The following is a 26,550-nucleotide window of genomic DNA, read 5'->3' on the forward strand; positions in this document are numbered from 1 at the left end:
GCTGTCACCCCATTGCGGAGCCCCACCCCATGACGATTTCTCCCCTGCTGGTCAAAGCCTCTGCCGACCGCGAAATCTGCAACGTCACGCCGGAATCGGCCGGCTGGAAGCACGTCGGCTTTCGCGCGCTGCGCCTGAAGGCCGGCGACACCGAAACGCTCGACACGGGCACGCGGGAACTGTGCGTCGTCGTGCTCACGGGCACGGTGCGCGCGGAAGTCGACGGCACGTCCTACGATGCGCTCGGCAAGCGCGACAGCGTATTCGAGGACGTATCGCCCGATGCGCTGTACGTGCCGGGCGGCAAGACGGTCACGCTGGTCGCGACGCGCGATGCGGAAATCGCGCTGTGCACCGCGCCGTACGCGAGCGGCGACAAGCCCGTGCAACGCCTCGACGGCGAACGGATGCGCCGCTCGGTACGCGGCCAAGGCACCAACACGCGCTACGTGTGCGACATCCTGATGGGCGACAACCCGGCGGCCGAGCGCCTCCTCGTCGTCGAGGTCGTCACGCCGGCGAGCCATTCGAGCAGCTATCCGCCGCACAAGCACGACCGCGACGCAGCGCCCGACGAAACCTCGCTCGAGGAAACCTACTATCACCGGATCGATCCGCCGCAGGGTTTCGCGTTCCAGCGCGTGTACACGGACGACCGCAGCCTCGACGAAGCGTGCGCGGTCGAGAACCACGACGTCGTGATGGTGCCGCGCGGCTACCATCCGGTGGTCGCGCCGCACGGCTACAACCTGTACTACCTGAACGTGATGGCCGGGCCGAGCCGCGCGTGGGCGTTCAGGAACGACCCCGCGCACGAATGGATGCTCGACGCGGCGCCGAAGCGCTGAATGGAAGACGGGCCCGCGCGCGGCCCGTGACGATGCGATGCCCGGCACGCGCACCCAGAGCCGGGAACGCCACGGAGCCGCCATGGTGACGACCCTCTTTCGCCTCGATCCCCACCCGTTCGACGACGACGCGTCGAACCCGGCGCTGCCGCGCTTCGATGCGGCGCTTGCCCGCCGGATGGGCGAGATCGCGGTCAACCTCGCGTCGCGCCGCGGGCTGCCGATCGCGGTGAGCATCGTCGGCGAGCAGGCGCCGCTGTTCTACTGCGCGCTCGACGGCAGCCACGCGAACGACAGCGACGCGATCCGCCGGCGACAGAACACGGTGTTGCGCTTCGGCCTCAGCTCACTCGCGGTCGGCGAGCGCTTTCGACGCGCCGGCTGGTCGCTGCAGTCGCAGGGGCTGTCGGATGACGACTACGCGCTCGACGGCGGCGGCGTGCCGTTGCGTGTCGCCGGGGCCGGCATCGTCGGCGCGATGACGATCGCGGGGCTCGACTCGGAACACAATCACGCGCTCGTCGTCGAGAGCCTGCAGTGGCACGTCGGCCGTTACGCGCTCGCGCCGCACGCGTAACGACAAGGGCGGCACGACCGGCGCAAGCGCGCCGAGGCACCGCCCCGCCCGATCAGTTCAACCCGCCGCTCACGACGAGATGCTCGCCGGTCATCCAGCGTGCATCGTCCGACGCGAGGAACACGGCCACCGACGCGATGTCGTCCGGCTCGCCGAGGCGGCCGAGCGGCGTCTCGCTGCGCACCTGCTTGTCGAGATCCGAACCGATGATGCCCGCGCTGTGCGTGCCCTCGGTCACGATCATCCCCGGGTTGATCGCGTTCACGCGAATCTTGCGCGGGCCGAGCTCGAGCGCGAGCACGCCGGTGATCGCGTCGACCGCGCCCTTGGTGCCGCTGTAGACGGCGCTGGCGGGCGGCGTGATGCTGGTCACCACCGAGCTGATGTTGATGATGCTCGCGCCTTCGCCGAGATGCTTGACGGCGGCCTGCGTCGTCAGCAGCACGCCGAACACGTTCGTGTCGAACTGCCGGCGATAGTGCTCTTCGGTGATCGCCTCGATCGGCGCGAATTCGTACACGCCGGAATTGTTGACGAGCACGTCGAGACGGCCGTACGTGTCGATCGCCGTATCGACGATGCGCTGCGCGTCGGCTGCCTTCGACACGTCGCCGCCCACCGCGACCGCGCGGCCGCCCGCTTCGACGATCGCGCCGACGACCGCGTCGGCACCCGCCTTGCTGCTCGCATAGTTGACGACGACCGACGCGCCTTCGGCGGCCAGTGCCTTCGCGATTGCCGCGCCGATGCCCTTCGATCCGCCCGTGACGATCGCGACCTTGCCTGCCAGCTTGCTCATGATTTCATTCCTCAGTCAAAAGACCTTCGATGGATGGCGCCGGTTGCCGCGCAGTGTGTCGATGCGGCGACCGGCATGCATGGCAATGTACGGTGCGGCACCGCAGCGATAAAGCGGCTCGACACGAATTGACTGGCGGAGTTTGCCGAACAATCGCTCGCGCGCCGTCAGCCGGCGCTGAGCCAGGCGTTCGCGACCTCGCCGCCCAGGCCGTCGAGCGCGCCGTCGTAGACGATCCGTCCGCGCCCCATCACCGCGACGCGCCGCGCGAGCCGCGGCGCGAACTGCAGCCGCTGCTCGATCAGCAGGATCGCGACGCCGTCGGCCTGCAGCGCGGCCAGGCACGCGCCGACTTCGTCGACCGCGAGCGGCGCGAGGCCTTCGGCCGGTTCGTCGACGATCAGCACGCGCGGGCGGCCGGCCAGCGCACGCACCAGCGCGAGCACCTGCTGTTCGCCGCCCGACAGCCGCCCGGCTTTCACGTCCGCGCGCGCGGACAGCAGCGGAAAGCGGTCGAACAGCCGTTCGAGCGCCGCGCGTTCGGCCGCACCGCGGGCGCCGCGCAGCCCGAGCCGCAGGTTGTCGCGCACCGTCAGCAGCGGGAACACGTCGCGGCTTTCGGCAACGTAAGCGACACCGCGCCGCGCGATCTCGAACGTGCGCGCGCCCACGCATTCGGCGCCGTCGATGCGCACCGAGCCGGCCGTGCGCACGAGCCCCATCACGGCCTTCGCGAGCGTCGAGCGCCCCGAGCCGTTGCGGCCGAGCAGCGCGAGCGTCTCGCCCGGTGCAAGCGCAAGATCGACGCCGTCGAGCACGGGTTGCGGGCCGTACCCCGCGCGCAGGCCGCGGATGTCGAGCAGCGCGCTCACAGGCCGCCCTCGCCCAGGTAGGCGGCCCGCACGGCCGGATCGGCGCGGATCGCATCGGGTGCGCCGGTCGCGACCACCGTGCCGCGCACGAGCACCGTGATGCGCTCGGCGAACCCGAACACCGTGTCCATGTCGTGCTCGATCAGCAGGACCGTTCGCCCCTGCGTCGTCGCACGGATCAGCGCGATCATCCGCGCCGCCTGCGCGCGGCTCATGCCGGCCGTCGGCTCGTCGAGCAGCAGCGTGCGCGCCCCGCTCGCGAGCGCGATCCCGAGATCGAGCGCGCGCTGTTCCGCATAGCCCAGCTCGGCGGCCGGCGTGTCGCGGTGCGCGTCGAGGCCGATGTCGTGCAGCACGCGCCCGGCCGCGAGATCGACCGACGCCGATTCGCGCAGCCGGTTCCACCAGCGCCGCCGTTCGGCGGGCGCATGCAGCGCCGCACAACGCAGGTTGTCGAACACGGACAGCCGCGCGAACGCGCTCGTCTGCTGGAAACTGCGGCCGATGCCGAGCCGGCTCGCGACGACCGGCCCGCGCCCGCGCAGCTCCACGCCATGCAGCACCACGCGCCCGCGCGTGGGCCGCGTCGCACCGGCGATCACGCCGAACAGCGTCGACTTGCCCGCGCCGTTCGGCCCGATCAGCGCATGACGCTCGCCGGCCGCGATGCTCAGCTCGACGCCGTCGAGCACCGTCTGCGCGCCGAAGCGCTGCACGACGCCGTGCAGCGCGATCGCGTTGCCGTTCATCGCACGTCCTCCCGCTTGCCCGCCTGCCCGCCCGGCGCGAAGCGCGCGCGCCAGCCCCACAGCAACGCACCGATGCCGGCCGCCGAACACGCGACGGCCCAGCCGGCCGGCGTATCGGCGTCGATGCGCCAGGCGCCGAACGCGAAGCCTGCGCCGTCGTCCTGCGCGAAGCGCCACGCATAACCGAGCTCCGCCGCGCAGACGATCGCGACGCCCCAGAACACGCACGCGGCGACCGCGCACAGCATGCGCCACCGCTCGGCCGCCGGCGCGCCGCGCCGCGATGCTTGCGCGAGCGCCTGCACGATCCCGGCGATCCCGCGCGGCGCGGCCACGACGATCGCGACGAACAGCACGCCGAGATACAGCGCCCACGCGCGCGACACGCCCGCGACGACGATGCTCAGCAGGGTCAGCACGGCGGCACCGGCCGCCGGCCCGAAGAACGTACCGGTGCCGCCGATCACCGCGGCGATCAGCACGGTCGCCGAACGCGCCATCGACACGCTGTCGGGCGTCGCGATTTCGACGTCGATCAGCGTCAGCGTGCCCGCGACACCCGCGAAGAACGACGCGCAGGTGACCATCGCGAGCCGCACGCGGCGCGGATCGGTGCCGAGCGCGGCGACGCGCGCGGGATTGTCGCGCACCGCGTTCGCGAGCCGCGCGAGCGGCATGCGCGTCAGCGCGTGCATGGCCCACGCCGACGCGATGCACCACGCTGCGATGACCGCATACGCCTGCAGCGGTGCGCCGAAATGCCAGCCGCCCCACGGCGTGCCGCTCGCGCGGTCGATCGGCACGCCGCCGATTCCGCCGAACCACGCGGGCACGCTCCAGGCGGCGGCCGCGACGCATTCGCCGAGCCCGAGCGTGATCATCGCGAACGCGGTGCCGGAACGGCGTGTCGCGAGCAGCCCGGCCGCGAAGCCGAAACCGGCACCGGCCATGCCGCCGACGAGCGGCAACAGCGGCAGCGGGCCGCCGAAGTGGTTGAACCAGTGCGCGGCCGCGAACGCGCCGAGGCCCGCGAACGCCGCGTGGCCGAACGACAGCAGCCCGGTCGTGCCGAGCTGCAGGTTGTACGACAGCGCGAGCACGACCAGCGCGGCCGTCTGCGCGAGATAGCCGAGCACCGCGCCATGCGGCCACAGCCACGCGGGCAGCGCGACGCACGCGGCGAACAGCGCCCCGCGCGCCAGGCCCGCGGCGAGCGTGCGGCTACGCATCGGCGCGCTCGCCGAACAGCCCGCGCGGCCGCGCGACCAGCACCGCGACCAGCAGCAGGTACGGCACCAGCGGCGCGAGCTGCGCGATCGATACTGTGGCCACGCTGTCGGGCAGCGCGATGCCGGCCCATGACGCGAGGTCGCGCAGCGACGTATCGCTCGCGGCCGCGAAGGTCTGCGCGCAACCGACGGCGAGCGACGCCGCGAACGCGCCGCCGAGCGAACCGAGCCCGCCGATCACGACGACCGCGAACACGACCGAACCGACGGTTTCGGCCAGCGCGGGTTCGATCACCGCGAGCGGCGCGCCGATCACGCCGGCCAGCGCGGCCAGCGCGGTGCCTGCACCGAACAGTGCCGTCATCACGCGCGGCACGTCGTAGCCGAGCGCCTCGACGGCCGCCCGGTGCGTGAGTGCCGCGCGCACCACGAGCCCGATGCGCGACGTGCGCAACAACGCGCCGAGCGCGACGAGCATCGCCGCGGACATTCCCATCACGAACAGCCGGTAGCGCGGCAGCGCGAGGCCGAAGACGGTCGCGGGCGCGCCGTCGAACAGCGCCGGCACGGGGGCCGGCAGCGGCGCCAGGCCCCACACGAGTTTCGCGCCCTCGCCGATCAGGTACGCGAGCCCGAAGGTCAGCAGCAGTTCGCTCGTATGGCCGCGCGCCTGGACCCGGCGCAGCAGCGTGCATTCGCAGCCGGCGCCGAGCAGCCCGACCGCGAGCGGCGCGAGGACCAGCGCGGGCCAGAAGCCCGCGCGGGCCGCGATGCTGTAGCCGACATATGCGCCGAGCATGTAGAAGCTCGCATGTGCGAAGTTGAGCACGCCCTGCACGCTGAAGATCAGCGTGAGGCCGGCCGACAGCATGAACAGCAGCAAGCCGTAGCTGAGGCCGTTGAAGGCCTGGAGCGCGAATGCGTGCACCGCGAAGTCAGGCCGCGAGCGGCTCGAGCGCGGCGCGCAGCGCGTCGGGCAGCGGCACCGGGCGGCGCGTGCCGCGATCGACGTACACGTGCACGAAATGCCCCTGTGCGGCGGGCGACGCGTCGCCCTGCGCGAACAGCCCGACCTCGTAGCGCACGCTCGACGTGCCGAGTTTCACGACCCGCAAGCCCGCGTCGACCGACTGCGGAAACACCAGCGGCGCGAAGTAGTTGCACTGCGTCTCGACCACGAGGCCGATCGTCTGCCCGTGCTCGACGTCGAGCACGCCGGCGCGGATCAGGTATTCGTTCACGACCGTGTCGAAGTAGCTGTAGTAGACGACGTTGTTCACGTGCCCGTAGACGTCGTTGTCCATCCAGCGGGTCGTGATCGGCAGGAAGTGGCGATAGGCGTCGCGCGGACGCGGTTGCGGCTTGTCGGACATGGCGATGGCGGTCAGGACGAGGAAAGCGCTGAGGACGAAGTGCGGCGGCCGCATGACACGGCGCACCGGCAAGAAGCCGGGCGCCGCGATCGCTCGCGGCACGGCGGCGGCAACCCGACTGGCCGGCCCGTCACTGGCCCGGCCGGTCGACGAATTCGAAATCGAGGCCGCGCGCACGCATCCAGTCGGCGAGCGCGACACCCGTGCCGGCGCGCCACGGGCGCAGCAGCGGCGGATCGACGAGCTTGTATTCGAGCAGTTCCGGCGACAGCGCGACCGTGCCCGACGCGCGCACGTGGTACGCGATGATCAGTTCGTTCTTGCGGATGAATTCGTAGACGCCGACGAGCGACACGTGCTCGGCCTTCAGGGCCGTTTCCTCGAACACCTCGCGCGCGATGCCGTCCTCGGGCGTCTCGCCGTTCTCGAGGAAGCCGGTGATCAGCGCGAACATGCCTTCGGGCCAGGCCGCGTTGCGCGCGAGCAGGATCTTGCCGTCGAGCTCGACGATCGCGGCCACCACCGGCAGCGGGTTGTTCCAGTGCACGTAGCCGCATGCGTCGTCGGGACAGGCCTGGCGGACGCGGCCGCCTTCATGGTCGGGATCGGCGCGCTCGGTGAGCGGGCTCGCGCAGCGCGGGCAGAAGCGGTAGTCGGCGGTGGTCATCGATGGGGATCTGGCGGGCGCCGGACGGCCGCCAGCCGGCTGCCCGCGCACCCGCTCGGCGCGGGAAAGGCTTCATTCTAGCGAGTTTGCCTGTGCCGCAGACGATCCGGCCCCGCCGACATCAGGGTTGCAAGCGCCCTCGTGCGGCGGTCGCCGCGAAGCCGGCGGCGCCCAGCAGCAGCGCGGCCACCGCGACCCACAGCGCGGGAGAAAACGACCCGAAGCGCGCAACCAGCGGCGCCGCGACGAGCGGCCCCAGGATCTGCCCGACCCCGTACGACGCGGTCGCATAACCCATCAGCCCGGCCGCGCGTTCTCCGTGGAGCCGCCGCGCCTCGCGCATCGCGAACAGCGTGATCGCGGTGAACGGCAGGCCGAGCAGCGCGCTGCCGACCGAGAAGCCGGCCGCGTTCGGCCACACGATCCCCGCCGCGATCCCGAGCGCCTGAGTCGCGCAGCCGGCGGCGAGCAGCAGCCGGTTGTCCCAGTGGCCGGGCAATCGCGAAGCGGCGATCGCGCCGACGATCAGCGCCGCGCCGAACATCGGCCAGAACAGGTCGGGCCACGGCGAGCCGGCCGGCAGCGCGGCGCGCGCGATCACCGGCAGGAACGTCGCGGTGATGATGTAGCCGAAGCCCGGCATCCCGTACAGCACGACGAGCCACGCGGCGTCGGCCCGACGGCGCCGCGCGTCGTCCGGTGCCGCGACCGTCGCCGCATGCCGGGCAGGCTCGGCCGTCGGCACGGCTGCCGACACCGGCGCACTGCCGAACGTGCGCCAGATCGCGATCGACAGCACGGCCGACAGCGCCGCGAAACCGAGCCAGCCGGGCGCCGCGCGCTGGCCGGCCAGCGCGCTGCCGATCAGCCCCGTCACCACGATGCCCACGCCGGGCCCCGCGTAGATCACCCCGCTCCACTCGGGCGCGTGCAGTTCGGCCAGCCGCCGCAGCCCCCATTGCGACACGAACACGAACGTCCACGCGCTGACGACGCCCGCGACGAAGCGCACCACGAGCCACGCCGGCAACAGGTGGCCGACGCCCATCGCGGCGGTCAGCAGCACGGTGGCGGCAAGCCCGATGCGCACCATCCGTGCGGGCGCGGCGCGCACCGCCGCGCAGCTGACCGCACCGACGAAATAGCCCGCGTAGTTCGCCGACGCGAGCCAACTGCCGGCCTTCAGACTGATCGAGCCGTCGGCGAGCATCAGCGGCAACAGCGGCGTGAACGCGAAGCGGCCGACGCCGAGCGCGACCGCGAGCCCGATCATGCAGGCGAGCGCGGCCGCGCGGGCGCGGCGGTCGGCGTCGGCATCATCGGGCAGGTGTACGCCGGCGGCGGCGCTCGGGGCATCGGAACGGGACATGGCGGCATGGGCCGCGCGCGGAACGCGCCGGCCGGATCGGAAATCGGAACGTTTCCATCGTAGCTTGACCAAACGTTCTCGAAAAATGAATAATTGAGAATCCATTCATCGCTCGGAGAGAATCATGGATCTGGCGGCGCTGGCGATATTCCGGGCCGTGGTGCGCGAGAACGGCGTGACGCGCGCGGCGGCCAAGCTCAATCGCGTGCAGTCGAACGTCACGACGCGCATCAAGCAGCTCGAGGAGGAACTCGGCGCGGCGCTGTTCGTGCGCGACGGCCGCCGGCTCGTGCTGACGCCGGCCGGGCACACGCTGCTGCCGTATGCGGAGCGCCTGCTCGCGCTCGCCGACGAGGCGCGCGACGCGGTGCGCGAGGACACGCCGCGCGGGCGGCTGCGGCTCGGCACGATGGAGAGCACGGCCGCGAGCCGGCTGCCGACCGTGCTCGCGCGCTATCACCACGCGTGGCCCGACGTGTCGCTCGAACTGGTGACGGGCACGACGGGCTGGCTGATCGAGCGCGTGCGCGACTTCGAGATCGACGCCGCGCTGTTCGCGCGCCCGCCGGCACCCGACACGCTGCCCGACACATTCGAGACCGTGCCGGTCTTCCGCGAGGATCTGGTGCTGCTCACGCCGCGCGGCCATCCGCCGGTGCGCACGCCGCGCGACGTGATCCTGCCGACGCTGATCGCATTCGAGCGCGGCTGCACGTATCGCAAGTACGTCGAACAGTGGTACGCGGCGCACGGCGTCAAGCCGGCGCGCGTGCTCGAACTCGGCTCGTATCACGCGATCGTCGCGTGTGTCGCGGCAGGTGCCGGCGTCGCGGTCGCGCCGCGCTCGGTGCTCGACCTGCAGCCCGAGACCGGCAACATCGCCGCGCACGTGATCCCCGAGCTGGAGGGCATCGACACGCTGCTCGCGTGGCGGCAGGGTTATGCGTCGGCGGCGTTGGCCGCGTTGCGCGATGCGCTCACCGAAGCCGCACGGCAGCCGGATGGCGCGGCGAAGCCGCCGGTGGCCGTGCCGGTCTGAACCGCCGGCCCCCGCTTCCGCCGCGCACAAAAAAACGGCCCGACCGGTATCAACCGGTCGGGCCGTTTTTCATGTCGAGAGACGCCGCCTTCAACGAGACGGCATCGCATCGGTCGTGGCGATCAGAGCCGCTCTTCGACCCAGCCCTTCACGCCCGCCAGCGCGCCGGGCAGGTTCGCCGGCTCGGTGCCGCCTGCCTGCGCCATGTCCGGGCGGCCACCGCCCTTGCCGCCGACCTGCTGCGCGACGAAGTTCACGAGCTCGCCGGCCTTGACCTTCTTGCTCGCATCCGGCGTGACGCCGGCGATCAGGCTGACCTTGCCGCCTTCGACGGCCGCCAGCACGATCGCCGCGCTCTTCAGCTTGTCCTTCAGCTTGTCGACCGTTTCGCGCAGCGTCTTCGCGTCCGCGCCGTCGAGCGTCGCCGCCAGCACGTACACGCCGCCGATTTCGACGGCCTGCTGCGCGAGCTCGTCGCCCTGGCTCGACGCGAGCTTCGACTTCAGCGCGCCCAGCTCCTTCTCGAGCGACTTCACCTGGTCCTGCACCTGCGCGATACGCTGCGTGAGTTCCGACGGCTGCGCCTTCAGCGCCGCTGCCGCTTCGTTCACACGCGCGTCGAGCTCCTGCACGTAGCGCAGCGCGTTGTCGCCGGTGATCGCCTCGACGCGGCGAATGCCGGCCGCGACGCCGCCTTCGACGACGATCTTGAAGAAGCCGATGTCGCCGCTGCGGCTCACGTGCGTGCCGCCGCACAGTTCGCGCGAGAAGCCGAGGTCGAGCACGCGCACTTCGTCGCCGTACTTCTCGCCGAACAGCGCCATCGCGCCGCCCTTCACGGCTTCGTCGTACGGCATCACGCGCACGATGCCCGGCGCGTTGGCCAGGATTTCGTTGTTGACGATCTGCTCGACGCGACGGATTTCGTCGTCGGTCATCGGCGCGTTGTGCGCGAAGTCGAAACGGGTCTTTTCCGCGTCGACCAGCGAACCCTTCTGCTGCACGTGCGCGCCGAGCACTTCGCGCAGCGCCTTGTGCATCAGGTGGGTGGCCGAGTGGTTGCGCTGCGTGCGTGCACGACGGTGCGCGTCGATCTCCGCGCGCAGCACGTCGCCGACCTTCAGCGTGCCCTGCTCCAGCGTGCCGTGGTGGCCGATCACGTCGGCCTGCACCTTCAGCGTATCGGCCACCGCGAAGCGCGTCGCGGCGTTCGCGAGCACGCCCTGGTCGCCGACCTGGCCGCCCGATTCCGCATAGAACGGCGTGTGGTCGAGCACGACGACCGCGTCCTGGCCGGTCTTCACTTCGTTGACCGACGAACCGTCGACGTACAGCGCGACGACCTTCGCGTCGTCGAACGCGATTTCCTCGTACCCGTGGAACGTGGTCTTCGCGCCCGTGTATTCGAGGCCCTGCGTGGCCTTGAACTTGCCGGCCGCGCGCGCCTGCTCGCGCTGGCGCGCCATCGCGTCGTCGAATGCCGGCTCGTCGACCGTCATCCCGCGCTCGCGGCACACGTCGGCCGTGAGGTCGAGCGGGAAGCCGTAGGTGTCGTGCAGCTTGAATGCGAGCTCGCCGTCGAGCACCTTGCCGCCCTTTGCCTCGACGTCGGCCAGCGCGGCCTCGAGGATCGACATGCCGTGCTCGATCGTCTCGAAGAAGCGCTCTTCTTCCTGGCGCAGCACGTCGGTCACGCGCTGCTCGGCTTCCTTCAGCTCCGGATACGCGACGCCCATCTCGGCGACGAGGTCGGCCACCAGCTTGTGGAAGAACGCGCCCTTGCGGCCGAGCTTGTAGCCGTGGCGGATCGCGCGGCGCACGATCCGGCGCAGCACGTAGCCGCGGCCTTCGTTGCCGGGGATCACGCCGTCGACGATCAGGAACGAGCATGCGCGGATGTGATCGGCGATCACCTTCAGCGAGTTGTTCGTGAGGTCGCTGATCTCGGTCACGCGCGCGGCGGCCTTGATCAGGTTCTGGAACAGGTCGATCTCGTAGTTGCTGTGCACGTGCTGCAGCACCGCGGCGAGACGCTCGAGGCCCATGCCGGTGTCGACCGACTGCTTCGGCAGGCGCGTCATGTTGCCCTGCGCGTCGCGGTTGAACTGCATGAACACGAGGTTCCAGATCTCGATGTAGCGGTCGCCGTCTTCTTCAGGCGACCCCGGCGGGCCACCCCACACGTCCGGGCCGTGGTCGTAGAAGATTTCGGTACACGGGCCGCACGGGCCGGTGTCGCCCATCGTCCAGAAGTTGTCCGACGCGTAGCGCGCGCCCTTGTTGTCGCCGATGCGGATGATGCGCTCGGTCGGCACGCCGACTTCCTTCGCCCAGATGTCGTAGGCTTCGTCGTCTTCCTGGTACACGGTGACCCACAGCTTGTCCTTCGGCAGCTGGTAGACCGTGGTCAGCAGTTCCCACGCGAACTTGATCGCGTCGTGCTTGAAGTAGTCGCCGAACGAGAAGTTGCCGAGCATCTCGAAGAACGTGTGGTGGCGCGCCGTGTAGCCGACGTTCTCGAGGTCGTTGTGCTTGCCGCCCGCGCGCACGCTGCGCTGCGCCGTCGTGGCGCGCGAGTACGGACGCGGGTCCGTGCCGAGGAACACGTCCTTGAACTGGACCATGCCCGAGTTCGTGAACATCAGCGTGGGGTCGTTACCGGGCACGAGGCTCGACGAGCGGACGATCGTGTGGCCCTTCGATTCGAAGAATTTGAGAAATTTCTCGCGGATTTCGGCAGCTTTCATGGCGTGCGGGGACAGTCTGGCAAAGACGGCTTCAAACGCCGGCGCCCTTGGGCGGCGCGCGGCGGCATGGATTCGGAAACGGTCGATTATACGGGATCGGGGCCGGCTTCCGGGCAAAGCGCCGGCAAAGCGGCTCGGCCATCCGGACGGCCCGGCTGGGCCACCCGGATGGCCGATTCGCCTTAAGATGCTCGGCATGCCAATTCGCCTTGCCCGCCAAGGCCAGCCATGAAAGGAGACGATTCGACGATGGGTGCCCTGAGCCATATCCGCGTGCTGGACCTCACCCGCGTGCTCGCGGGCCCGTGGTGCGCGCAGACGCTTGCCGATTTCGGCGCGGACGTGATCAAGGTCGAGCGCCCGGGCGCCGGCGACGACACGCGCCACTGGGGGCCGCCGTACCTGAAGGACGCGGACGGCGCGGATACCGCCGAGGCCGCGTACTACCTGGCGGCGAACCGCAACAAGCGCTCGGTGACGGTCGACATCGCCACACCCGAGGGCCAGCAGATCGTGCGCGAACTCGCCGCGCAAAGCGACGTCGTGCTCGAGAACTACAAGGTCGGCCAGTTGAAGAAATACGGGCTCGATTACGAATCGCTGCGCGCGGTGAAGCCCGACCTCGTCTACTGCTCGGTCACCGGCTTCGGCCAGACGGGCCCGTACGCGCATCGTGCCGGCTACGACTTCATCGTCCAGGGGATCGGCGGCTTCATGAGCATCACCGGCGAGCGCGACGGCGAGCCGGGCGGCGGCCCGCAGAAGGCCGGCGTCGCGATCGCCGACCTCGCGACCGGCCTCTACTCGACGATCGCGGTGCTCGCCGCCCTCACCCACCGCGACCGGACGGGCGAAGGCCAGTACATCGACATGGCGCTGCTCGACGTGCAGGTCGCGCTGCTCGCGAACATGAACACCAACTTCCTCGCGAGCGGCAAGCCGCCGGTGCGCTGGGGCAACGCGCATCCGAACATCGTCCCGTACCAGACGTTCCAGACGAGCGACGGGTGGATCATCGTCGCGGTCGGCAACGACGGGCAGTTCCGCAAGTTCGTCGAGGCGGGCGGCCGGCCCGAGCTGGCCGACGACGAGCGCTTCGCGACGAATCCGTCGCGCGTGCGCCACCGCGACACGCTGGTGCCGATCCTCGCGGACATGGTGAAGGCGCGCGGCAAGGCCGACTGGATCGACGCGCTCGAAGCGGCCGGCGTGCCGTGCGGGCCGATCAACGATCTCGACGAGGTGTTCGACAACGAGCAGGTCGTCGCGCGCGGGATGCAGGTGTCGCTGCCGCATCCGAGCGGCGCGGACGCGAAGCTCGTGCGCAACCCGATCCGGATGAGCGTGACGCCGCCCGACGCGCGTACCGCCCCGCCGCTGCTCGGCGCACAGACCGACGACGTGCTGCGCGACATGCTCGGCTACGACGACGCGAAGATCGCCCGGCTGCGCGCGAAACAGGCGATCTGAGAGGCGATCCGGGCACGGCGCCCGGCGCGGGCGCCGGCGGGCAGGCGGCGGCCGCAGCCGCCCCGCCGCACGCAGTCAGCCGCGGCGGGCGAGCGCGTCGAGCCAGCCGCGCGCCTCGGGCCAGTCGCCGAGCCCGCTGTCCGCATTGATGTGGCCACGCGGGCCGATATCGTGGAAAGCGCTGCCCCATGCGTTCGCGCAACCGCGCGCGAACGCGGGCGAGCCGTACGGATCGTCGCTGCTGGCGACGACGCAGGTCGGAAACGGCAGCCGTTCGAGCGGCACGGGCCCGAAGCCGTGAGCATCGGCCGGAAACGCGGGGCCGCCCGGGTCGGGCAGCGCGACGAGCAGCGCGCCGCGCACCTTCGCGAGCGCGGCCGGGCGCGCATAGCGGGTCGCCCACCACGCGGTGGTGAGCGTGCCGAGACTGTGGCCGGCGATCAGCACCTGCCCGTGCGCGGCTTCGACCGCGCGATCGAGCGCGAGACACCAGCCGTTGCGGAACGCACGGTCCCAGTCGGGCATCGCGACGCGCGAGAAACGTGCATCGGCACGCTCCCAGCGGCTCTGCCAGTGAAGCGGGCCCGAATTGGCGTAACCCGGCAGGACGAGAACGGGAAATGAGCTCATGGAAGGTGCGTCGACGGGTGAAATCGTTATATGGCGTCGACGCAGTGTCGCACACCCGTTCCTCCCTGATGCTGCCTGTCTGAAACCGGAAGGATGTGCAAGGGGCCGGGACGCGTGCGGGACGGCGTCGCGACCGGACGACGAGCCGCGTTGCACGCGGCTCGCGTCATGTCATCGATCAGCGCACGTTCGCGCCGACGATACCGCCCGCCGCGGCGCCGGCGACCGTGCCGAGCGGGCCGCCCGTCACCAGGTAACCGAGCGCGCCGCCCGCGGCCGCGCCGATGCCGGCATTGCGCTGCGTATGCGTCATGGCGCACGCGCCGAGTTGCGACAGGGCCGCGACGATCACGGCGGTACGAACGATAAACGTGGTCTTCTTCATCATGATTGTTGGTGTCCTCTCGCCGCGCGGTTATGCGAACGGCGGTATCGAATCGGTGAAGCCATCATAGGCAACGCCAAACGGCCCGGGCAATCCGATTTACGTCGTGTTACAGCCGACACAATATCGAGATAATCCGTCGAAACCCGCGCCTGCCGCGCCGCCTGCCGCGCGGGACGGACCCCGGTCAGGTAGAATCACGGGATTAAACCGGCGCGACGCGCCGACACAACCTGACGCCATCCGCATGAGCACCGAACGCAACGACGCCCCCGCGGCTTCCAATTTCATCCGCAACATCATCGACGACGACAACCGCACCGGCAAATGGGGCGGCCGCGTCGAAACACGCTTCCCGCCCGAGCCGAACGGCTACCTGCACATCGGCCATGCCAAGAGCATCTGCCTGAACTTCAGCGTCGCACGCGACTACGGCGGCGTGTGCCACCTGCGCTTCGACGATACGAACCCGGAAAAGGAAAGCGTCGAGTACGTCGACTCGATCGTCGACGCGGTGCGCTGGCTCGGCTTCGACTGGCGCAAGGACGCGGTCGATCACCAGTACTTCGCGAGCGACTACTACGACAAGCTGTACGAATTCGCCGAGCTGCTGATCCAGCGCGGCAAGGCGTACGTCGACAGCCAGAGCGCGGAAGAAATGCGCGCGAACCGCGGCTCGCTGACCGAAGGCGGCAAGCCGTCGCCGTTCCGCGACCGCACGCCGGAAGAAAACCTCGACCTGTTCCGCCGCATGAAGGCCGGCGAGTTCAAGGAAGGCGAGCACGTGCTGCGCGCGAAGATCGACATGGCTTCGCCGAACATGAACATGCGCGACCCGGTGATCTACCGGATCCGCTACGCGCACCACTACCGCACCGGCGACGCATGGTGCGTGTACCCGATGTACGACTACACGCACTGCATCTCGGATGCGCTCGAAGGCATCACGCATTCGCTGTGCACGCTCGAATTCGAGGATCACCGCCCGCTGTACGACTGGGTGCTGAACGAACTCGCGGAAGCCGGCATGTTCACGCGCCCGCTGCCGCAACAGATCGAATTCTCGCGGCTGAACCTCACGTACGCGATCACCAGCAAGCGCAAGCTGCTGCAGCTCGTCACCGAAGGCCACGTCGACGGCTGGGACGACCCGCGGATGCCGACGATCGTCGGCGTGCGCCGCCGCGGCTTCACGCCGGAGAGCATCCACCTGTTCTGCGAGCGGATCGGTGTGACGAAGATCGATTCGTGGATCGACATGAGCATCTTCGAAGGCGCGCTGCGCGACGACCTCGACGACAAGGCAGCGCGCACGGTCGCCGTGCTCGATCCGCTGAAGCTCGTGATCGACAACTACCCGGAAGACCTCGAGGAAGCGTGCACGGCGCCCGTGCATCCGCACCATCCGGATCGCGGCGTGCGCACGTTCCCGATCTCGCGCGAGCTGTGGATCGAGCGCGAGGATTTCGTCGAAAACCCGCCGAAGGGCTATTTCCGCCTGTTCCCGGGCAACAAGGTGCGCCTGCGCTACGGCTACGTGATCGAGTGCACGGGCTTCGACAAGGACGCCGACGGCAACGTGACGGCCGTGCACTGCAACTACTTCCCGGACAGCAAGTCGGGCACCGAAGGCGCGAACAACTACAAGGTCAAGGGCAACATCCACTGGGTCAGCGCGAAGCATGCGCAGCCGGCCGAAGTGCGGATCTACGACCGCCTGTTCAAGGAGCCGCATCCGGACGCGGGCGGCGCGAACTTCCTCGAGGCGCTGAATCCGGATTCGAAGAAGATCGTCCAGGCGTACGTCGAGCCGGGCAACAGCGACATCGCACCGGAAACGCGCGTGCAGTTCGAGCGTCACGGCTACTTCGTGGCCGATCGTGTCGATTCGAAGCCGGGCAAGCCTGTGTTCAACCGGATCGTCGGGCTGCGCGACAGCTGGGGCAAGCCGGCCTGACGGATCGGACAGGCGCGGCGCCGGTCGCCCGCGCCTGAGCCGTTCGTCATGCTCGGACAACGGCTGCGCCGATGCGCAGCCCGACCGGCCGCTCGCCGGGGCAGCCGGCCCCGAATTCCACGCCAGGAACCGTCGTCATGCCCTATTCGCTGCAGGCCATCGTCGCCAGATCCGGCGCATTTGCGTCCGCGCCGCTGCCGCGGGGGCTGCGCGTCGTCCGCCTGCGCGGCGACATCGACATGATCCCGCTCGACACCGCGTTCCGGAACGCTCACGACATCCCGTTCTGCCCGTTGACCGACGGGGACGACACGGTGCTGCCGCCGGCACTTCTGTCGCTGTGTGAACAGTTGAGTGCTCAGGCTGCACTGGCCTATGTCGAAGCCGAATTCTTCGGCGGCAGCGGCACCCAGGCGCATGCGCGCTTCGCGGATGGCCGCGCGAGCGGCCCGCTCGTCGTGTCGGACCATGCGATCAACGAAGCGCTTCGCGATCTCGGCGTCGCCAGAGGCGACGCGTTCGACGAATTCGAAGCGATCGGCCTCGACCAGCATCGCGACACCGATCGATGGCTGACCTGACTCGCCGGCGGTGAATCGGACGAACCATGAAAAAAACCGGCTTGCGCCGGTTTTTTTATTGCATGCCGGGGTTACGCGCCCGTCAACCGCCGATGCAGATCCACCAGCGACAGCTTCGTGCGAAACAGCCGCGCGAGGCTGCGGCTCGCATACGCGTCGATGTCGGCCGGCACGGTCCAGCGATACGCATCCATCTCGGGAATCATCGAGCCGTCGCGGCGGCTCGGAAACAGCGACGTGCACGTGCACTGCGCGGGATCGATCTCGCCTTCGGCCACCTGCACCGCGAACAGGTGCAGATCCTTGTCGTGCCGGTACGCAAAGCGGCCGAGATCGAGCAACCGGGCCGGCGCCAGCGCGATGCCGGTTTCCTCGAGCAGTTCGCGCAGCGCGGCGTCGGCAGGCGATTCGCCCGGCTCGCCCTGCCCCTTCGGGATGTCCCAGTGCGTGGTGTCCGTCGCGTGCGCGAGGAACACGCGGCCGGCCGCATCGAGGATCACGACGCCGCACGACACCGTGCGCGGCGCGTCGCCCCGCTTCATCACGCGCGTGCTCAGCGCTTCTGCAACTGCCACTTGCCCGCGTCGGTCTTGCAGTAGACGGGCTTGAGCGTCATCGTCTGGCCCTTCGCGGTGATTTCGGTGGCGATTTGGCGGCAGGTCTTGCCGTCCGTCTCGGTCGTGGTCGGCGTGAGCTTCGCATCGATCTGCGTGCCGCGGCCGCTGCTCTGCCACGCCGTGGTCTCGCCGTCCTTGCCTTCGTCGCGCACCTGCGCGGCGGCCTTCGCGAGCGACGCGCGGTCGGCCTTGCTGAAGTAGCTGAGCGGCGTGTCGTTCAGGAAATTCAGGTTGTTCTGCGCATGGGCGGGCAGCATCGCGGCTGCGCACGCGGCGCCGGCCAGCACGCGCGTGACGACGGAAAGGGATGCACGCATCGACATGTTGTTCTCCTTGGATGTTCGATCGAACGGCGCACCGCGCATGCCGGCGAACTGGCACGCACACTGCGCCTGTCAGCGAGCGAGGATAGCATGCGTGCCGTCCGCACCGCCTTCTAGTGGCCGCCCGGCGCGGCCGCTTGCTGATATCCGTCAGTCAACGTGCCGAGGAAGGCGATCACGTCCCTGATCTCGGCCGCGTTCAGCGCCGGCTGCTCGCCGCGCTTGCGGTCGAACGGCGCCTCGCGGTTGATGTTCGGCCAGTAGCGTTTCGGCAGGTCGTCGTAGATCTGCACCTTGCCGTGCACGACCGGATAGAACTTCTCCGGATGAATGTCGCGCTCGACGTAGAAGCGCATCACGTCCTCGAGCGTGTGATAGACGCCGTTGTGGAAGAACGTCTTGCGCAGCGCGACGTTGCGCAGCGACGGCGTGCGGAACAACCCGCAGAATTCGTCGCGGCCCTTCAGGTCGGTACGCTCGGGGCCGCACGCGCCGAGGTCGTGGAAACGCGGGTCGCGATTGACGGGCAGCGCGCGATTGCGCGGCACCGCGATCGCGATCAGCCCGAAATCGCTGAACTGCGGCGGCGTGCCGTCGAGTGCGCGCTGGCTGATGTGGCAGCTCGCGCAGTTGCCCTTCTTCTCGTCGTTGAACAGCTGCAGGCCGCGCATTTCGGCCGGCGTGAGCTGCGCATGGCCCGCGAGATACGCGTCGTACTTGCTCGTGTACGGCGAGAACAGCTCGGGCGTCTGCTCGAACGTCTCGAGCGCGCGCAGCACGGCCTTGAACGTGGCCGCGTCGTCGTCGAGCACCTTCACGCCGAACACCGCGCGGAACTCCTCCGCGTACGGCGCGGCCTTCACGGCCTGCGCGACCTTCGCCGGCGAGCTGTTCATCTCGAACGGCGACGTGAGCGGAATGCGCGCCTGCTCGGCGCCCGTGTCGACGCGGCCGTCCCACGTGAGGCCGCCCGTCGGGCCCGCATCGACGCTCTCGTCGCCTTCGTCGTCGGAATCGTGGAAGTGCTCGGTGAACTGCGGCACGCCCTGCAGGTACTTGAGCGACGGCACCGCACGAAAGCCCGGATGCTTCATGTCGTCGCCGCCGAACTGCACGTCCAGCGCATTGGGCGGCCCGAATGCGTGATCGGGGCTGTGGCACGACGCGCACGCGAGCTTGCCGGAACCTGACAGCGTAGGGTCGAAGAAAAGTTGCTTGCCGAGCGCCGTCATCCGGCGCACGCCTTCGTAAACTTGTGCCCGTGTCTGCGGCTGGTTCGTCGCGACCACGGCGCCGCTCGCGGCAACCGTTGCGGACGCAACGGGGTGCGCGCCGCCCGGCGCGCTCGCGGCCTGTGCGGACGGCGCACCGGCACCGGGCTGTCCGTCACAGCCGGCAACGGTGACGAGCGTGGCGGCCAGCGCGAATGCGCCGGCGAGATGCAGCCACGAACGCGCGAACGCGCCGGCTGTCGGTTGGCGAGGCTTCATCGATTCGTCGGAAAGTAGGTTCAGGAGCGGCCGGAGTTTATGTCAGCCGCATGACCGTTGCATGACGACTCGTCGACAGCCAATCGAAAGGACGCCTACACCCGCCTGTCAAATCGCACCCTCAAAATGCGTGCAGCCGGACATGCCACGGTCACCTCGCGAACCGGCGGTACACGAATGCGCCGGTTCCCCACGCGACAAGAGAGAGATAGAGAGTACAACGGATGAAAAACCACGCCTGGATTCGCTTTACACCGATCGCCGTTGCCGCGGCTGCCGCCCTCACCGCCTGCGGCGGCGACGACGTGCAGCAGCAAGGCCTGTCGACGGTCAAGAACGTCGTCGTGATCTACGCGGAAAACCGCAGCTTCGACAACCTGTACGGCAACTTCCCCGGCGCGAACGGCCTGCAGAACGTGACCGCGGCCAGCGCGCAGCAGAAGGACCGCAACGGCCAGCCGCTCGCGACGCTGCCGAAGGCCTGGGGCGGCCTGACCGCGAAGGGCGTGACGCCGGCCGTGACCGAGGCGATGACGGCGAACCTGCCGAACGCGCCGTTCGCGATCGACGACCCGAACGGCTTCAATACGCCGATGAGCGTGACGACGCGCGACCTGTATCACCGCTTCTACGAGAACCAGATGCAGATCAACGGCGGCAAGAACGACATGTTCGCCGCATGGGCCGACTCGGGCGGCCTCGTGATGGGCCACTACACGCCCGACGCGACGAAGCTGCCGCTGTGGAAGATCGCGCAGCAGTTCACGCTGGCCGACAATTTCTTCATGGGCGCGTTCGGCGGCTCGTTCCTGAACCACCAGTACCTGATCTGCGCGTGCGCGCCGTTCTACGCGAACGCGGACAAGAGCCCGGCCGCCGGTTCGATCTCGGCCGTCGCCGCCGACGGCAAGTCGCTGCAGCTCGCGAGCAACTCGCCCGCTTCCGCGCTCGACGGCGCGCCGAAGTTCGTGAACTCGGGCAACCTGACGCCGGACTTCTACGCGATCAACACGATGCAGCCGCCGTACCAGCCGAGCGGCAACAAGGCGGCGTCGGGCGGCGATCCGAACCTCGCCGACCCGTCGGCCGCGACGACACTGCCGCCGCAGTCGCAACAGAACATCGGCGACCTGCTGACCAACGCGGGCGTGTCGTGGGCGTGGTACGGCGGTGCGTGGAACCAGGCACTGCAGGCCGCGCAAAGCGGCACGGCGAACGTGATCTACGGCCCGAACATGACGGCGCCGAACTTCCAGCCGCACCACCAGCCGTTCAACTACTACGCGAACCAGGCGCCGGGCAGCACGAGCCGCGCGCAGCACTTGCTCGACGGCGGCACCGACGGCAGCGAGTTCATCAAGGCGATCGACGCGGGCACGCTGCCGCAGGTCGCGTTCTACAAGCCGCAGGGCAACCTGAACGAGCACCCCGGTTACACGGACGTCGCGAGCGGCGACCAGCACATCGCGAACGTGCTCGCGCACCTGCAGGCGAGCCCGCAGTGGAAGAACATGGTCGTGGTCGTCACGTACGACGAAAACGGCGGCTTCTGGGATCACGTGTCGCCGCCGAAGGGCGACCGCTGGGGCCCGGGCACGCGCATTCCGGCGCTGATCGTGTCGCCGTTCTCGAAGAAGGGTTTCGTCGACCACACGCAGTACGACACCGCGTCGATCCTGCGCTTCATCACGCGCCGCTTCTCGCTGCCGCGCCTCGCCGGCCTGCAACAGCGCGACGACGCGCTGAAGGCCAACGGCGGGCAGCCGATGGGCGACCTGACGAACGCGCTGCAACTGTCGCCGAACCTGTAACGGCATCGCGACAGGCGGGCCGGTGTCATCGCCGGCCCGAGCGCACGAAGGGCGGCCTCCCGGCCGCCCTTTTTTCATCGGTGCGCACGCGTCACCAGCCGTACTTCAGCTCGACCCCGACATAGTCGGCGTTGTGCCCGCCTGCCTCGCGGATCGCATCGCCGACCTGGAAATGCACGGCCTCGACCGCACCGATCAGGTTCGCGGCGATCGTCCAGTCGGCACGCAGCTGCACGTACATCCCCGTCCACGACCCGCCCTTGCCTGCCGTGCCCGGCACCACCGCATTGCCCTGCTGGTAGACCGCATCGCCGGTCGTCTCGCGCCACTGGAAACCGAGCGCACCGAGCAGCGACAGGTTCGGCGACGGCTTCAGCGTCACCGACGGCTTCACGTGGATCAGGTTCGAATACCCGGTGAAGCCGGCGAGCGTGAAGTAATAGCCGTTCGGAAACAGCGGATTGAAGGTCTCGACCCGGCCGTCGTGCGGATGCCGGTCGCCCGACGCCGCATCGACCTGCAGCGCGATGCGCGGCGACCACGGCGCGTCGAGCCGGTAGCCGGCGATCGAGCCGACCGCCCACGCGCGGATCGTGCTGCTGCCGACCGTGCCCGTCTGCAGCATCGTTTCGAGATCCCAGTCGAAGCGGCCGTGCGTGCCGGTGTAACGCAGGTCCCACACGTCACGGCGCTCCGCGCCGCTCGCATCGAGAAAGCGCGCGCTGCTGCGGTTATAGCGCGACCAGTAGCCCGACAGGTCGCCGGGCCCGACCGACTGCCGCTCGAAGCGCACGCCGCTGAACGTGAGGTCGCGGTTCGACACGTCGTCGAACGCGGACACGGTGCGGTTCTGCACCGGCTGCGTCGCATACGCGATGAAGCGCCACTTCCGGTACTCGTAGTCGGCCCACACCGCATCGAACGCCAGCCGCACGTTCGGGCCGTCGCGCGCGGCGATGAAGCGCTGCAGGTCGAACGCCATCTCCTGCCGGCCGACGCGGAACTTGAACGTCCCGCCGCCGAGCGCGCCCGTGTAGGTCGCGAACGCCTGCTCGAGATCGAGCGGGTTCCTGTCGACCGGCGAGATCGTGTTCTTGCCGAATGCGCGGTCGTCCTGCAGCTGCACGAAGAACTGCCAGTGCTGGCCGAGATGCGCGTCGGCATGCACCTCGACACGCTGGATCAGGTACGTATCCGATTGCGCGGAGCCGATGCCGAACAGCGGCGCGTCGTTGGTCTCGAGGCGCTCGCGCAGGTTCACGCCGAGCGACAGATAGGAAGCCGGATCGTTACCGAGCGGGATATATTTCAAGCCGTCGAGCGGTGCGCGCGGCACGCACGGATTCGCGAGCACCGACCAGTCCTCCTGCCAGCGGTTGAACAGCACGGTCGGCCGCTTGGCCGTGCAGGTCGCGGCGGGTGCGCCATCGGCGGCGGCCGGTGCGGTCTCCGCATCCGCTCGAGCCGCATCGGTACCCGCGAGCAGCAGCCCCGCGACGAGCGACGCGCGGGCAAGCCGGTCGAGGCGAGCGGCTCGCGGCGTCGCCCGAAGCTGCCCGCCCGCCGCAGCCGTTCGGTCACGCTCGCGTGCATCCGCGCGGCCCGCTCGCCGGTCGCGGCCGCCGCGCAGCCCGCCGCGCCGCCCGATCACGCATGCTCCCGCGCGGCGGTGCCGGCGGACATCCCCGCGCAGGCCGCCAGTCCCGCGAGCGCGACGGCCGGAGCCAGCAGCGCCCAGAACCCGAGATAGCGAAAGCCCAGCGCACCGGCCATCGCGCCGAGCGCGAACGCGACGATCGCCGGCCACATCTTCGCGAAGCGCGCGCGTGCCGCCGTGCGCACGCTGTCGGGCGTGCCGGCGGACAGCAGGTCGACGACGTCGAGAATCGCCTGCGTGACGTTGCCGGTCATCACCGTGTTCGGCACGCCGGCGCGCGCGATCACGCGCGGATGCGCGTTCTGGATGCCCATCGCGAACGTGCCGACGATGCCGGCCAGCAGCACCGGCAAGCTGTCGGATTGCGTGACGGGCGACGCCCACACGCCAGCCGCGCAGAAGCCGAGCAGCAGCACGGCCTGGACCGCATGCAGCGCCCGCGTGCCCTGCCACGCGGGCCGCCCGGAAAACGCGCGCGCGATCAGGCTGCTCGCGACGACACCGCACACGAACGCGGGGAACACGCTCAGCTTCAGCAGGATGCCCTGGCCGAACCCCGCGGCCCCCGCGCCGATCAGCACGAAGTTGCCGGTCACGTGCGCGGTGAACAGCCCGAACAGCGCGACGAAGCTCAGCGTGTCGACGAAGCCGGCCACCGCGGCAAGAATCGTGTCCTCGTGCTTCATCGCGCTGCACCCGCGTGGATCTCGGCGACATAACCGCCGGGGAACCGGACCAGCGCCGCGTCGCGCCCGTCCGCCGTGTACGGCGGCACGAGCACGTCGACGCCGGCCGCCCTGGCTTTCTCCAGCGTTGCGGCCAGGTCGGGCACCTCGTACCCCGTCGTCTCGTGCCCGTACGGATAAGGCAGGTGGCCGTCCGTCACGAGCACCGTCATCTTGCCGAAGCCCGACGTGATGCGAATGCGGCGATAGGTGTCGTTCGGGCGGCCGATCTCGACGCCGGGCGCCTTCAGATCGTCGGACACCACCTTGCCGTTCGAGAACTTGACGAAGTCGTGCACGAACTTGCGCACGCTCTGCGGCGACACGTACACGCGATTCTCCGGGATCGTCTGCAGTGCGTCGTACTTCGGCGCCTGCGTGTGCCAGTAGAGCTGCATCTTCACGCCGCCCGTCCACGCGATCACCGCATCGCGGCCGATCGGATCGGGGAACGTGTCGACGATCACTTCCGCGCCGTGCTCGCGCGCCACCTTCATCGCCGCATCCATGTCGGTGACCAGATAACCCGTGCGCTCCGCGCCGAACGGCCAGGGAGTCGGCGTCTTGAAGCCAAACACCGAGATCGTGCCGGCCGGCGTGAACACGAGCTGCGACATCGTCTGGCTCGGCGTCGGCGTGACCTGGAACACGCCCTGCTTCGACTTGCTGCCGCCGAACGTCGCGACAAAGCTGTCGGTGAAGCGATCGAAATCCTCCGGCGCCACGTACACGTGCGTCGTGTCGTATTGCGGCCCGACGGCGAGCGTCGGCGTGGCCGCCGGCAGGACGGGCGGCTTCGCATACGCGGCCGGCGCCGCGACGAGGCCGGCGGCGATCGCCAGCGCGAGCAAGGCGGAACGAATCGATTTCATGACTGGATGTCCTTGTTGTTGATCGTCATCGAGTGGCACGGCCGTTGCCGGCCGGATACGTCGCATCGGCGAGCCGCGTCGCGAGCACGAGTGCCGCGATCAGCCCGAGATGCTCGAAAAAGCTGTTGAGCGCCATGAAACGCACGGCGCCCGTCTGGTTCCAGAAGTCGTTCGCCACCGCCATCGCGACGAGCGTCAGCATGCCGAGGCCGCCAGCGCCGAGCCACGTGAAGCGGCGAAACACGATGCACAGCGAGCCGCCGATCTCGACGACGACCGCCAGTGCAGCCCACAACGCGGGCGGGTGCAAACCGAAATGCGCCTGCTCCGCGATTGCTGCGTCGAAGTGCATCGCCTTGTTGATCCCGCCGATCAGAAAGGCGGACACGAGTGCAAGTCGAACCAGCCCGCCGATCCATGGCTGCGCGAGCAGCGCACGAATCCACGCGGGGCTGTACCGGCCGGTTGTCGTCGCCATGTCAGACCGCCCAGCAGGAACAGCCGAACGCGCCCCAGAAGCCCTTCGCGTCCGACGTCGGCAATGCGCTGCCCCACGCGCTCGCGTGCGCATGCTGGTGCACGTTGCACGCATTCGCGCAGCCGCACATCGCGGCGGCCGCCGCCGCGCGTTGCAGCGGTGCGCCGCTGCGCTGCGTCGCGCCCCAGCCGCCGTAGCCGCCGTACTCGCGCACCGGCGACCAGTCCGGCATCGCGGGCGGAATCGGCGCGTCATGCGACGCGAACGGGCCCGCGCCCCACACGATCCGGCCGCCGACCACCGTCAGCAACGCGGTCGTGCCCGCGATGTCGTCCTCCGCGCACGCGAAGAAGTCGCGATCCGGCACGACCACGTCCGCCAGCTGCCCGACCGCGATCCGCCCTTTCTTGCCGACTTCGTTCGAGAACCACGTCACGTATTCGGTCCACATGCGCAGCGCGGTCTCGCGATCGAGCAGGTTGCGCTGCGGATACATGCGCAGCCCGCCGATCGTCTTGCCCGTCACGAGCCAGGACAGCGACACCCACGGGTTGTACGATGCCACGCGCGTCGCGTCGGTGCCGGCCGACACCTTGAGGCCCTTCGACAGCATCTTCGCGACCGGCGGCGTCGCTTCGGCCGCCTGCGCGCCGTAACGCTCGACGAAGTATTCGCCCTGGTACGCCATCCGGTGCTGCACCGCGATGCCGCCGCCCAGCGCCGCGATACGATCCATCGACTTTTCGGTGATGGTTTCCGCGTGATCGAAGAACCAGTTCAGCCCTTCGAGCGGGATGTCCTTGTTCACCTTCTCGAACACGTCGAGCGCGCGGCTGATCGTTTCGTCGTACGTCGCATGCATGCGCCACGGCCAGCGGTTCTGCGCGAGCACGCGCACGACGCCCTCGAGATCGTCTTCCATCTGCGCCGGCAGGTCCGGACGCGCGACGCGGAAGTCCTCGAAGTCGGCCGCCGAGAACACCAGCATTTCGCCCGCGCCGTTGTTGCGGAAGTAGTCGGTGCCGTCGTGATACTTCGTGCTCTTCGTCCAGTTCACGAAGTCTTCCTTCTCGGCGTTCGGCTTCTGCGTGAACAGGTTGTACGCGATCCGGATCGTCATCTCGCCCGCGTCGTGCAGCTTGCGGATCACCTCGTAGTCGTCCGGATAGTTCTGCGAGCCGCCGCCCGCGTCGATCACGCCGGTCACGCCGAGACGGTTCAGTTCGCGCATGAAGTGGCGCGTCGAGTTGTACTGGTATTCGAACGGCAGCTTCGGCCCCTTCGC

At 69.4% G+C, this 26,550-nt stretch carries 26 protein-coding genes; 7 read left to right on the top strand and 19 right to left on the bottom strand.

Features of this window, described 5'->3' with window-relative positions; all coding sequences use genetic code 11:
• The first annotated feature begins 29 nt into the window (after positions 1-29).
• Both iolB and ABIC51_RS10750 read left to right on the top strand, forming a co-directional pair.
• Entirely contained in the window at positions 30-848 is an 819-nt protein-coding gene (gene iolB, locus ABIC51_RS10745; protein ID WP_175901725.1) for a 5-deoxy-glucuronate isomerase, read from the top strand.
• Positions 849-930: 82 nt separating this feature from the next.
• Positions 931-1,425, top strand: coding sequence for a heme-degrading domain-containing protein (locus ABIC51_RS10750; RefSeq protein ID WP_059497814.1), 495 nt, complete (start codon positions 931-933; stop codon positions 1,423-1,425).
• A gap of 52 nt (positions 1,426-1,477) precedes the next feature.
• On the opposite strand, the gene ABIC51_RS10755 is transcribed toward ABIC51_RS10750, so the two are convergent.
• The 8 genes from ABIC51_RS10755 to ABIC51_RS10790 all read right to left on the bottom strand — a co-directional run bounded on the left by ABIC51_RS10755 (position 1,478) and on the right by ABIC51_RS10790 (position 8,483).
• Entirely contained in the window at positions 1,478-2,224 is a 747-nt protein-coding gene (locus ABIC51_RS10755; RefSeq protein WP_021162382.1) for a glucose 1-dehydrogenase, read from the bottom strand.
• Positions 2,225-2,391: 167 nt separating this feature from the next.
• Entirely contained in the window at positions 2,392-3,096 is a 705-nt protein-coding gene (locus tag ABIC51_RS10760; RefSeq protein ID WP_175854836.1) for an ABC transporter ATP-binding protein, read from the bottom strand.
• On the bottom strand, positions 3,093-3,845 hold the full coding sequence (locus tag ABIC51_RS10765; protein WP_060082888.1) for an ABC transporter ATP-binding protein: 753 nt from the start codon (positions 3,843-3,845) through the stop codon (positions 3,093-3,095). The genes ABIC51_RS10760 and ABIC51_RS10765 overlap by 4 nt, the downstream gene beginning before the upstream one ends.
• Positions 3,842-5,074, bottom strand: coding sequence for a branched-chain amino acid ABC transporter permease (locus tag ABIC51_RS10770; protein WP_175901728.1), 1,233 nt, complete (start codon positions 5,072-5,074; stop codon positions 3,842-3,844). Before ABIC51_RS10770 ends, ABIC51_RS10765 begins: the two co-directional genes overlap by 4 nt.
• Positions 5,067-6,002, bottom strand: coding sequence for a branched-chain amino acid ABC transporter permease (locus tag ABIC51_RS10775; RefSeq protein WP_175901730.1), 936 nt, complete (start codon positions 6,000-6,002; stop codon positions 5,067-5,069). Before ABIC51_RS10775 ends, ABIC51_RS10770 begins: the two co-directional genes overlap by 8 nt.
• Positions 6,003-6,009: 7 nt before the next feature.
• Positions 6,010-6,447, bottom strand: coding sequence for an acyl-CoA thioesterase (locus ABIC51_RS10780; RefSeq protein ID WP_027787751.1), 438 nt, complete (start codon positions 6,445-6,447; stop codon positions 6,010-6,012).
• A gap of 130 nt (positions 6,448-6,577) precedes the next feature.
• Positions 6,578-7,114, bottom strand: coding sequence for an NUDIX domain-containing protein (locus tag ABIC51_RS10785; RefSeq protein ID WP_027787752.1), 537 nt, complete (start codon positions 7,112-7,114; stop codon positions 6,578-6,580).
• Positions 7,115-7,235: 121 nt separating this feature from the next.
• Positions 7,236-8,483 (bottom strand): YbfB/YjiJ family MFS transporter, encoded by a 1,248-nt coding sequence (locus ABIC51_RS10790; protein ID WP_175901732.1) that lies wholly within the window; start codon positions 8,481-8,483, stop codon positions 7,236-7,238.
• Between the two features lie 124 nt (positions 8,484-8,607).
• On the opposite strand from ABIC51_RS10790, the gene ABIC51_RS10795 reads away from it, so the two are divergent.
• Positions 8,608-9,522, top strand: a complete 915-nt coding sequence (locus ABIC51_RS10795) for a LysR family transcriptional regulator (RefSeq protein ID WP_027787754.1) — start codon at positions 8,608-8,610, stop codon at positions 9,520-9,522.
• Positions 9,523-9,644: 122 nt separating this feature from the next.
• Here the strand turns inward: ABIC51_RS10795 and alaS are convergent, their stop codons facing one another.
• Positions 9,645-12,269, bottom strand: a complete 2,625-nt coding sequence (gene alaS / locus ABIC51_RS10800; protein WP_059687268.1) for an alanine--tRNA ligase — start codon at positions 12,267-12,269, stop codon at positions 9,645-9,647.
• Positions 12,270-12,518: 249 nt separating this feature from the next.
• Here alaS and ABIC51_RS10805 point away from each other — a divergent pair, with 249 nt between their 5' ends.
• The gene (locus ABIC51_RS10805) at positions 12,519-13,739 is read left to right on the top strand and encodes a CaiB/BaiF CoA transferase family protein (protein ID WP_027787756.1); all 1,221 of its coding nucleotides are present in this window, start codon (positions 12,519-12,521) and stop codon (positions 13,737-13,739) included.
• A 75-nt stretch (positions 13,740-13,814) separates the two neighbouring features.
• On the opposite strand, the gene ABIC51_RS10810 is transcribed toward ABIC51_RS10805, so the two are convergent.
• Entirely contained in the window at positions 13,815-14,369 is a 555-nt protein-coding gene (locus tag ABIC51_RS10810; protein ID WP_175901734.1) for an RBBP9/YdeN family alpha/beta hydrolase, read from the bottom strand.
• Between the two features lie 178 nt (positions 14,370-14,547).
• A complete protein-coding gene (locus tag ABIC51_RS10815) occupies positions 14,548-14,757 on the bottom strand; it encodes an ornithine acetyltransferase (RefSeq protein WP_011351716.1) in 210 nt (69 codons plus the stop codon).
• Between the two features lie 244 nt (positions 14,758-15,001).
• On the opposite strand from ABIC51_RS10815, the gene ABIC51_RS10820 reads away from it, so the two are divergent.
• Positions 15,002-16,711, top strand: a complete 1,710-nt coding sequence (locus ABIC51_RS10820) for a glutamine--tRNA ligase/YqeY domain fusion protein (protein ID WP_027787758.1) — start codon at positions 15,002-15,004, stop codon at positions 16,709-16,711.
• A 137-nt stretch (positions 16,712-16,848) separates the two neighbouring features.
• Complete coding sequence (locus ABIC51_RS10825) at positions 16,849-17,292, top strand: hypothetical protein (protein ID WP_175901736.1); 444 nt, start codon at positions 16,849-16,851, stop codon at positions 17,290-17,292.
• A 71-nt stretch (positions 17,293-17,363) separates the two neighbouring features.
• Here ABIC51_RS10825 and ABIC51_RS10830 read toward each other — a convergent pair whose 3' ends face one another.
• From ABIC51_RS10830 to ABIC51_RS10840, 3 genes are all read right to left on the bottom strand, one after another.
• Complete coding sequence (locus ABIC51_RS10830) at positions 17,364-17,834, bottom strand: NUDIX domain-containing protein (RefSeq protein WP_027787759.1); 471 nt, start codon at positions 17,832-17,834, stop codon at positions 17,364-17,366.
• Between the two features lie 11 nt (positions 17,835-17,845).
• Positions 17,846-18,232, bottom strand: a complete 387-nt coding sequence (locus tag ABIC51_RS10835) for a hypothetical protein (protein ID WP_027787760.1) — start codon at positions 18,230-18,232, stop codon at positions 17,846-17,848.
• Between the two features lie 113 nt (positions 18,233-18,345).
• A complete protein-coding gene (locus ABIC51_RS10840; RefSeq protein WP_175854826.1) occupies positions 18,346-19,722 on the bottom strand; it encodes a cytochrome-c peroxidase in 1,377 nt (458 codons plus the stop codon).
• Positions 19,723-19,946: 224 nt separating this feature from the next.
• On the opposite strand from ABIC51_RS10840, the gene ABIC51_RS10845 reads away from it, so the two are divergent.
• Positions 19,947-21,533: an acid phosphatase gene (locus ABIC51_RS10845; protein WP_027787762.1), complete on the top strand. Its 1,587-nt coding sequence runs from the start codon at positions 19,947-19,949 to the stop codon at positions 21,531-21,533.
• A 91-nt stretch (positions 21,534-21,624) separates the two neighbouring features.
• Here the strand turns inward: ABIC51_RS10845 and ABIC51_RS10850 are convergent, their stop codons facing one another.
• The 5 genes from ABIC51_RS10850 to ABIC51_RS10870 all read right to left on the bottom strand — a co-directional run.
• Complete coding sequence (locus tag ABIC51_RS10850) at positions 21,625-23,022, bottom strand: alginate export family protein (RefSeq protein ID WP_226129856.1); 1,398 nt, start codon at positions 23,020-23,022, stop codon at positions 21,625-21,627.
• A gap of 158 nt (positions 23,023-23,180) precedes the next feature.
• Entirely contained in the window at positions 23,181-23,876 is a 696-nt protein-coding gene (locus ABIC51_RS10855) for a YoaK family protein (protein ID WP_060061189.1), read from the bottom strand.
• The gene (locus ABIC51_RS10860; RefSeq protein WP_059699000.1) at positions 23,873-24,787 is read right to left on the bottom strand and encodes a VOC family protein; all 915 of its coding nucleotides are present in this window, start codon (positions 24,785-24,787) and stop codon (positions 23,873-23,875) included. Before ABIC51_RS10860 ends, ABIC51_RS10855 begins: the two co-directional genes overlap by 4 nt.
• A 25-nt stretch (positions 24,788-24,812) precedes the next feature.
• On the bottom strand, positions 24,813-25,265 hold the full coding sequence (locus tag ABIC51_RS10865; protein ID WP_175854824.1) for a DoxX family protein: 453 nt from the start codon (positions 25,263-25,265) through the stop codon (positions 24,813-24,815).
• 1 nt (position 25,266) lies between these two features.
• The coding region (locus ABIC51_RS10870; protein WP_354006475.1) for an amidohydrolase family protein at positions 25,267-26,550 on the bottom strand (1,284 nt) is incomplete at its 5' end.

The organism is Burkholderia sp. 572, assembly GCF_040545135.1.
Classification (GTDB): Bacteria; Pseudomonadota; Gammaproteobacteria; order Burkholderiales; family Burkholderiaceae; genus Burkholderia; species Burkholderia cepacia.

What these genes read in the sequence shown, in the direction of transcription:
- iolB (WP_175901725.1), top strand. Translation starts at nt 30, where the DNA reads ATGACGATTTCTCCCCTGCTGGTCAAAGCCTCTGCCGACCGCGAAATC.
- ABIC51_RS10750 (WP_059497814.1), top strand. Translation starts at nt 931, where the DNA reads ATGGTGACGACCCTCTTTCGCCTCGATCCCCACCCGTTCGACGACGAC.
- ABIC51_RS10755 (WP_021162382.1), bottom strand. Translation starts at nt 2,224, where the DNA reads ATGAGCAAGCTGGCAGGCAAGGTCGCGATCGTCACGGGCGGATCGAAG.
- ABIC51_RS10765 (WP_060082888.1), bottom strand. Translation starts at nt 3,845, where the DNA reads ATGAACGGCAACGCGATCGCGCTGCACGGCGTCGTGCAGCGCTTCGGC.
- ABIC51_RS10770 (WP_175901728.1), bottom strand. Translation starts at nt 5,074, where the DNA reads ATGCGTAGCCGCACGCTCGCCGCGGGCCTGGCGCGCGGGGCGCTGTTC.
- ABIC51_RS10780 (WP_027787751.1), bottom strand. Translation starts at nt 6,447, where the DNA reads ATGTCCGACAAGCCGCAACCGCGTCCGCGCGACGCCTATCGCCACTTC.
- ABIC51_RS10785 (WP_027787752.1), bottom strand. Translation starts at nt 7,114, where the DNA reads ATGACCACCGCCGACTACCGCTTCTGCCCGCGCTGCGCGAGCCCGCTC.
- ABIC51_RS10790 (WP_175901732.1), bottom strand. Translation starts at nt 8,483, where the DNA reads ATGTCCCGTTCCGATGCCCCGAGCGCCGCCGCCGGCGTACACCTGCCC.
- ABIC51_RS10795 (WP_027787754.1), top strand. Translation starts at nt 8,608, where the DNA reads ATGGATCTGGCGGCGCTGGCGATATTCCGGGCCGTGGTGCGCGAGAAC.
- alaS (WP_059687268.1), bottom strand. Translation starts at nt 12,269, where the DNA reads ATGAAAGCTGCCGAAATCCGCGAGAAATTTCTCAAATTCTTCGAATCG.
- ABIC51_RS10805 (WP_027787756.1), top strand. Translation starts at nt 12,519, where the DNA reads ATGGGTGCCCTGAGCCATATCCGCGTGCTGGACCTCACCCGCGTGCTC.
- ABIC51_RS10810 (WP_175901734.1), bottom strand. Translation starts at nt 14,369, where the DNA reads ATGAGCTCATTTCCCGTTCTCGTCCTGCCGGGTTACGCCAATTCGGGC.
- ABIC51_RS10815 (WP_011351716.1), bottom strand. Translation starts at nt 14,757, where the DNA reads ATGATGAAGAAGACCACGTTTATCGTTCGTACCGCCGTGATCGTCGCG.
- ABIC51_RS10820 (WP_027787758.1), top strand. Translation starts at nt 15,002, where the DNA reads ATGAGCACCGAACGCAACGACGCCCCCGCGGCTTCCAATTTCATCCGC.
- ABIC51_RS10825 (WP_175901736.1), top strand. Translation starts at nt 16,849, where the DNA reads ATGCCCTATTCGCTGCAGGCCATCGTCGCCAGATCCGGCGCATTTGCG.
- ABIC51_RS10830 (WP_027787759.1), bottom strand. Translation starts at nt 17,834, where the DNA reads ATGAAGCGGGGCGACGCGCCGCGCACGGTGTCGTGCGGCGTCGTGATC.
- ABIC51_RS10835 (WP_027787760.1), bottom strand. Translation starts at nt 18,232, where the DNA reads ATGTCGATGCGTGCATCCCTTTCCGTCGTCACGCGCGTGCTGGCCGGC.
- ABIC51_RS10840 (WP_175854826.1), bottom strand. Translation starts at nt 19,722, where the DNA reads ATGAAGCCTCGCCAACCGACAGCCGGCGCGTTCGCGCGTTCGTGGCTG.
- ABIC51_RS10845 (WP_027787762.1), top strand. Translation starts at nt 19,947, where the DNA reads ATGAAAAACCACGCCTGGATTCGCTTTACACCGATCGCCGTTGCCGCG.
- ABIC51_RS10855 (WP_060061189.1), bottom strand. Translation starts at nt 23,876, where the DNA reads ATGAAGCACGAGGACACGATTCTTGCCGCGGTGGCCGGCTTCGTCGAC.
- ABIC51_RS10860 (WP_059699000.1), bottom strand. Translation starts at nt 24,787, where the DNA reads ATGAAATCGATTCGTTCCGCCTTGCTCGCGCTGGCGATCGCCGCCGGC.
- ABIC51_RS10865 (WP_175854824.1), bottom strand. Translation starts at nt 25,265, where the DNA reads ATGGCGACGACAACCGGCCGGTACAGCCCCGCGTGGATTCGTGCGCTG.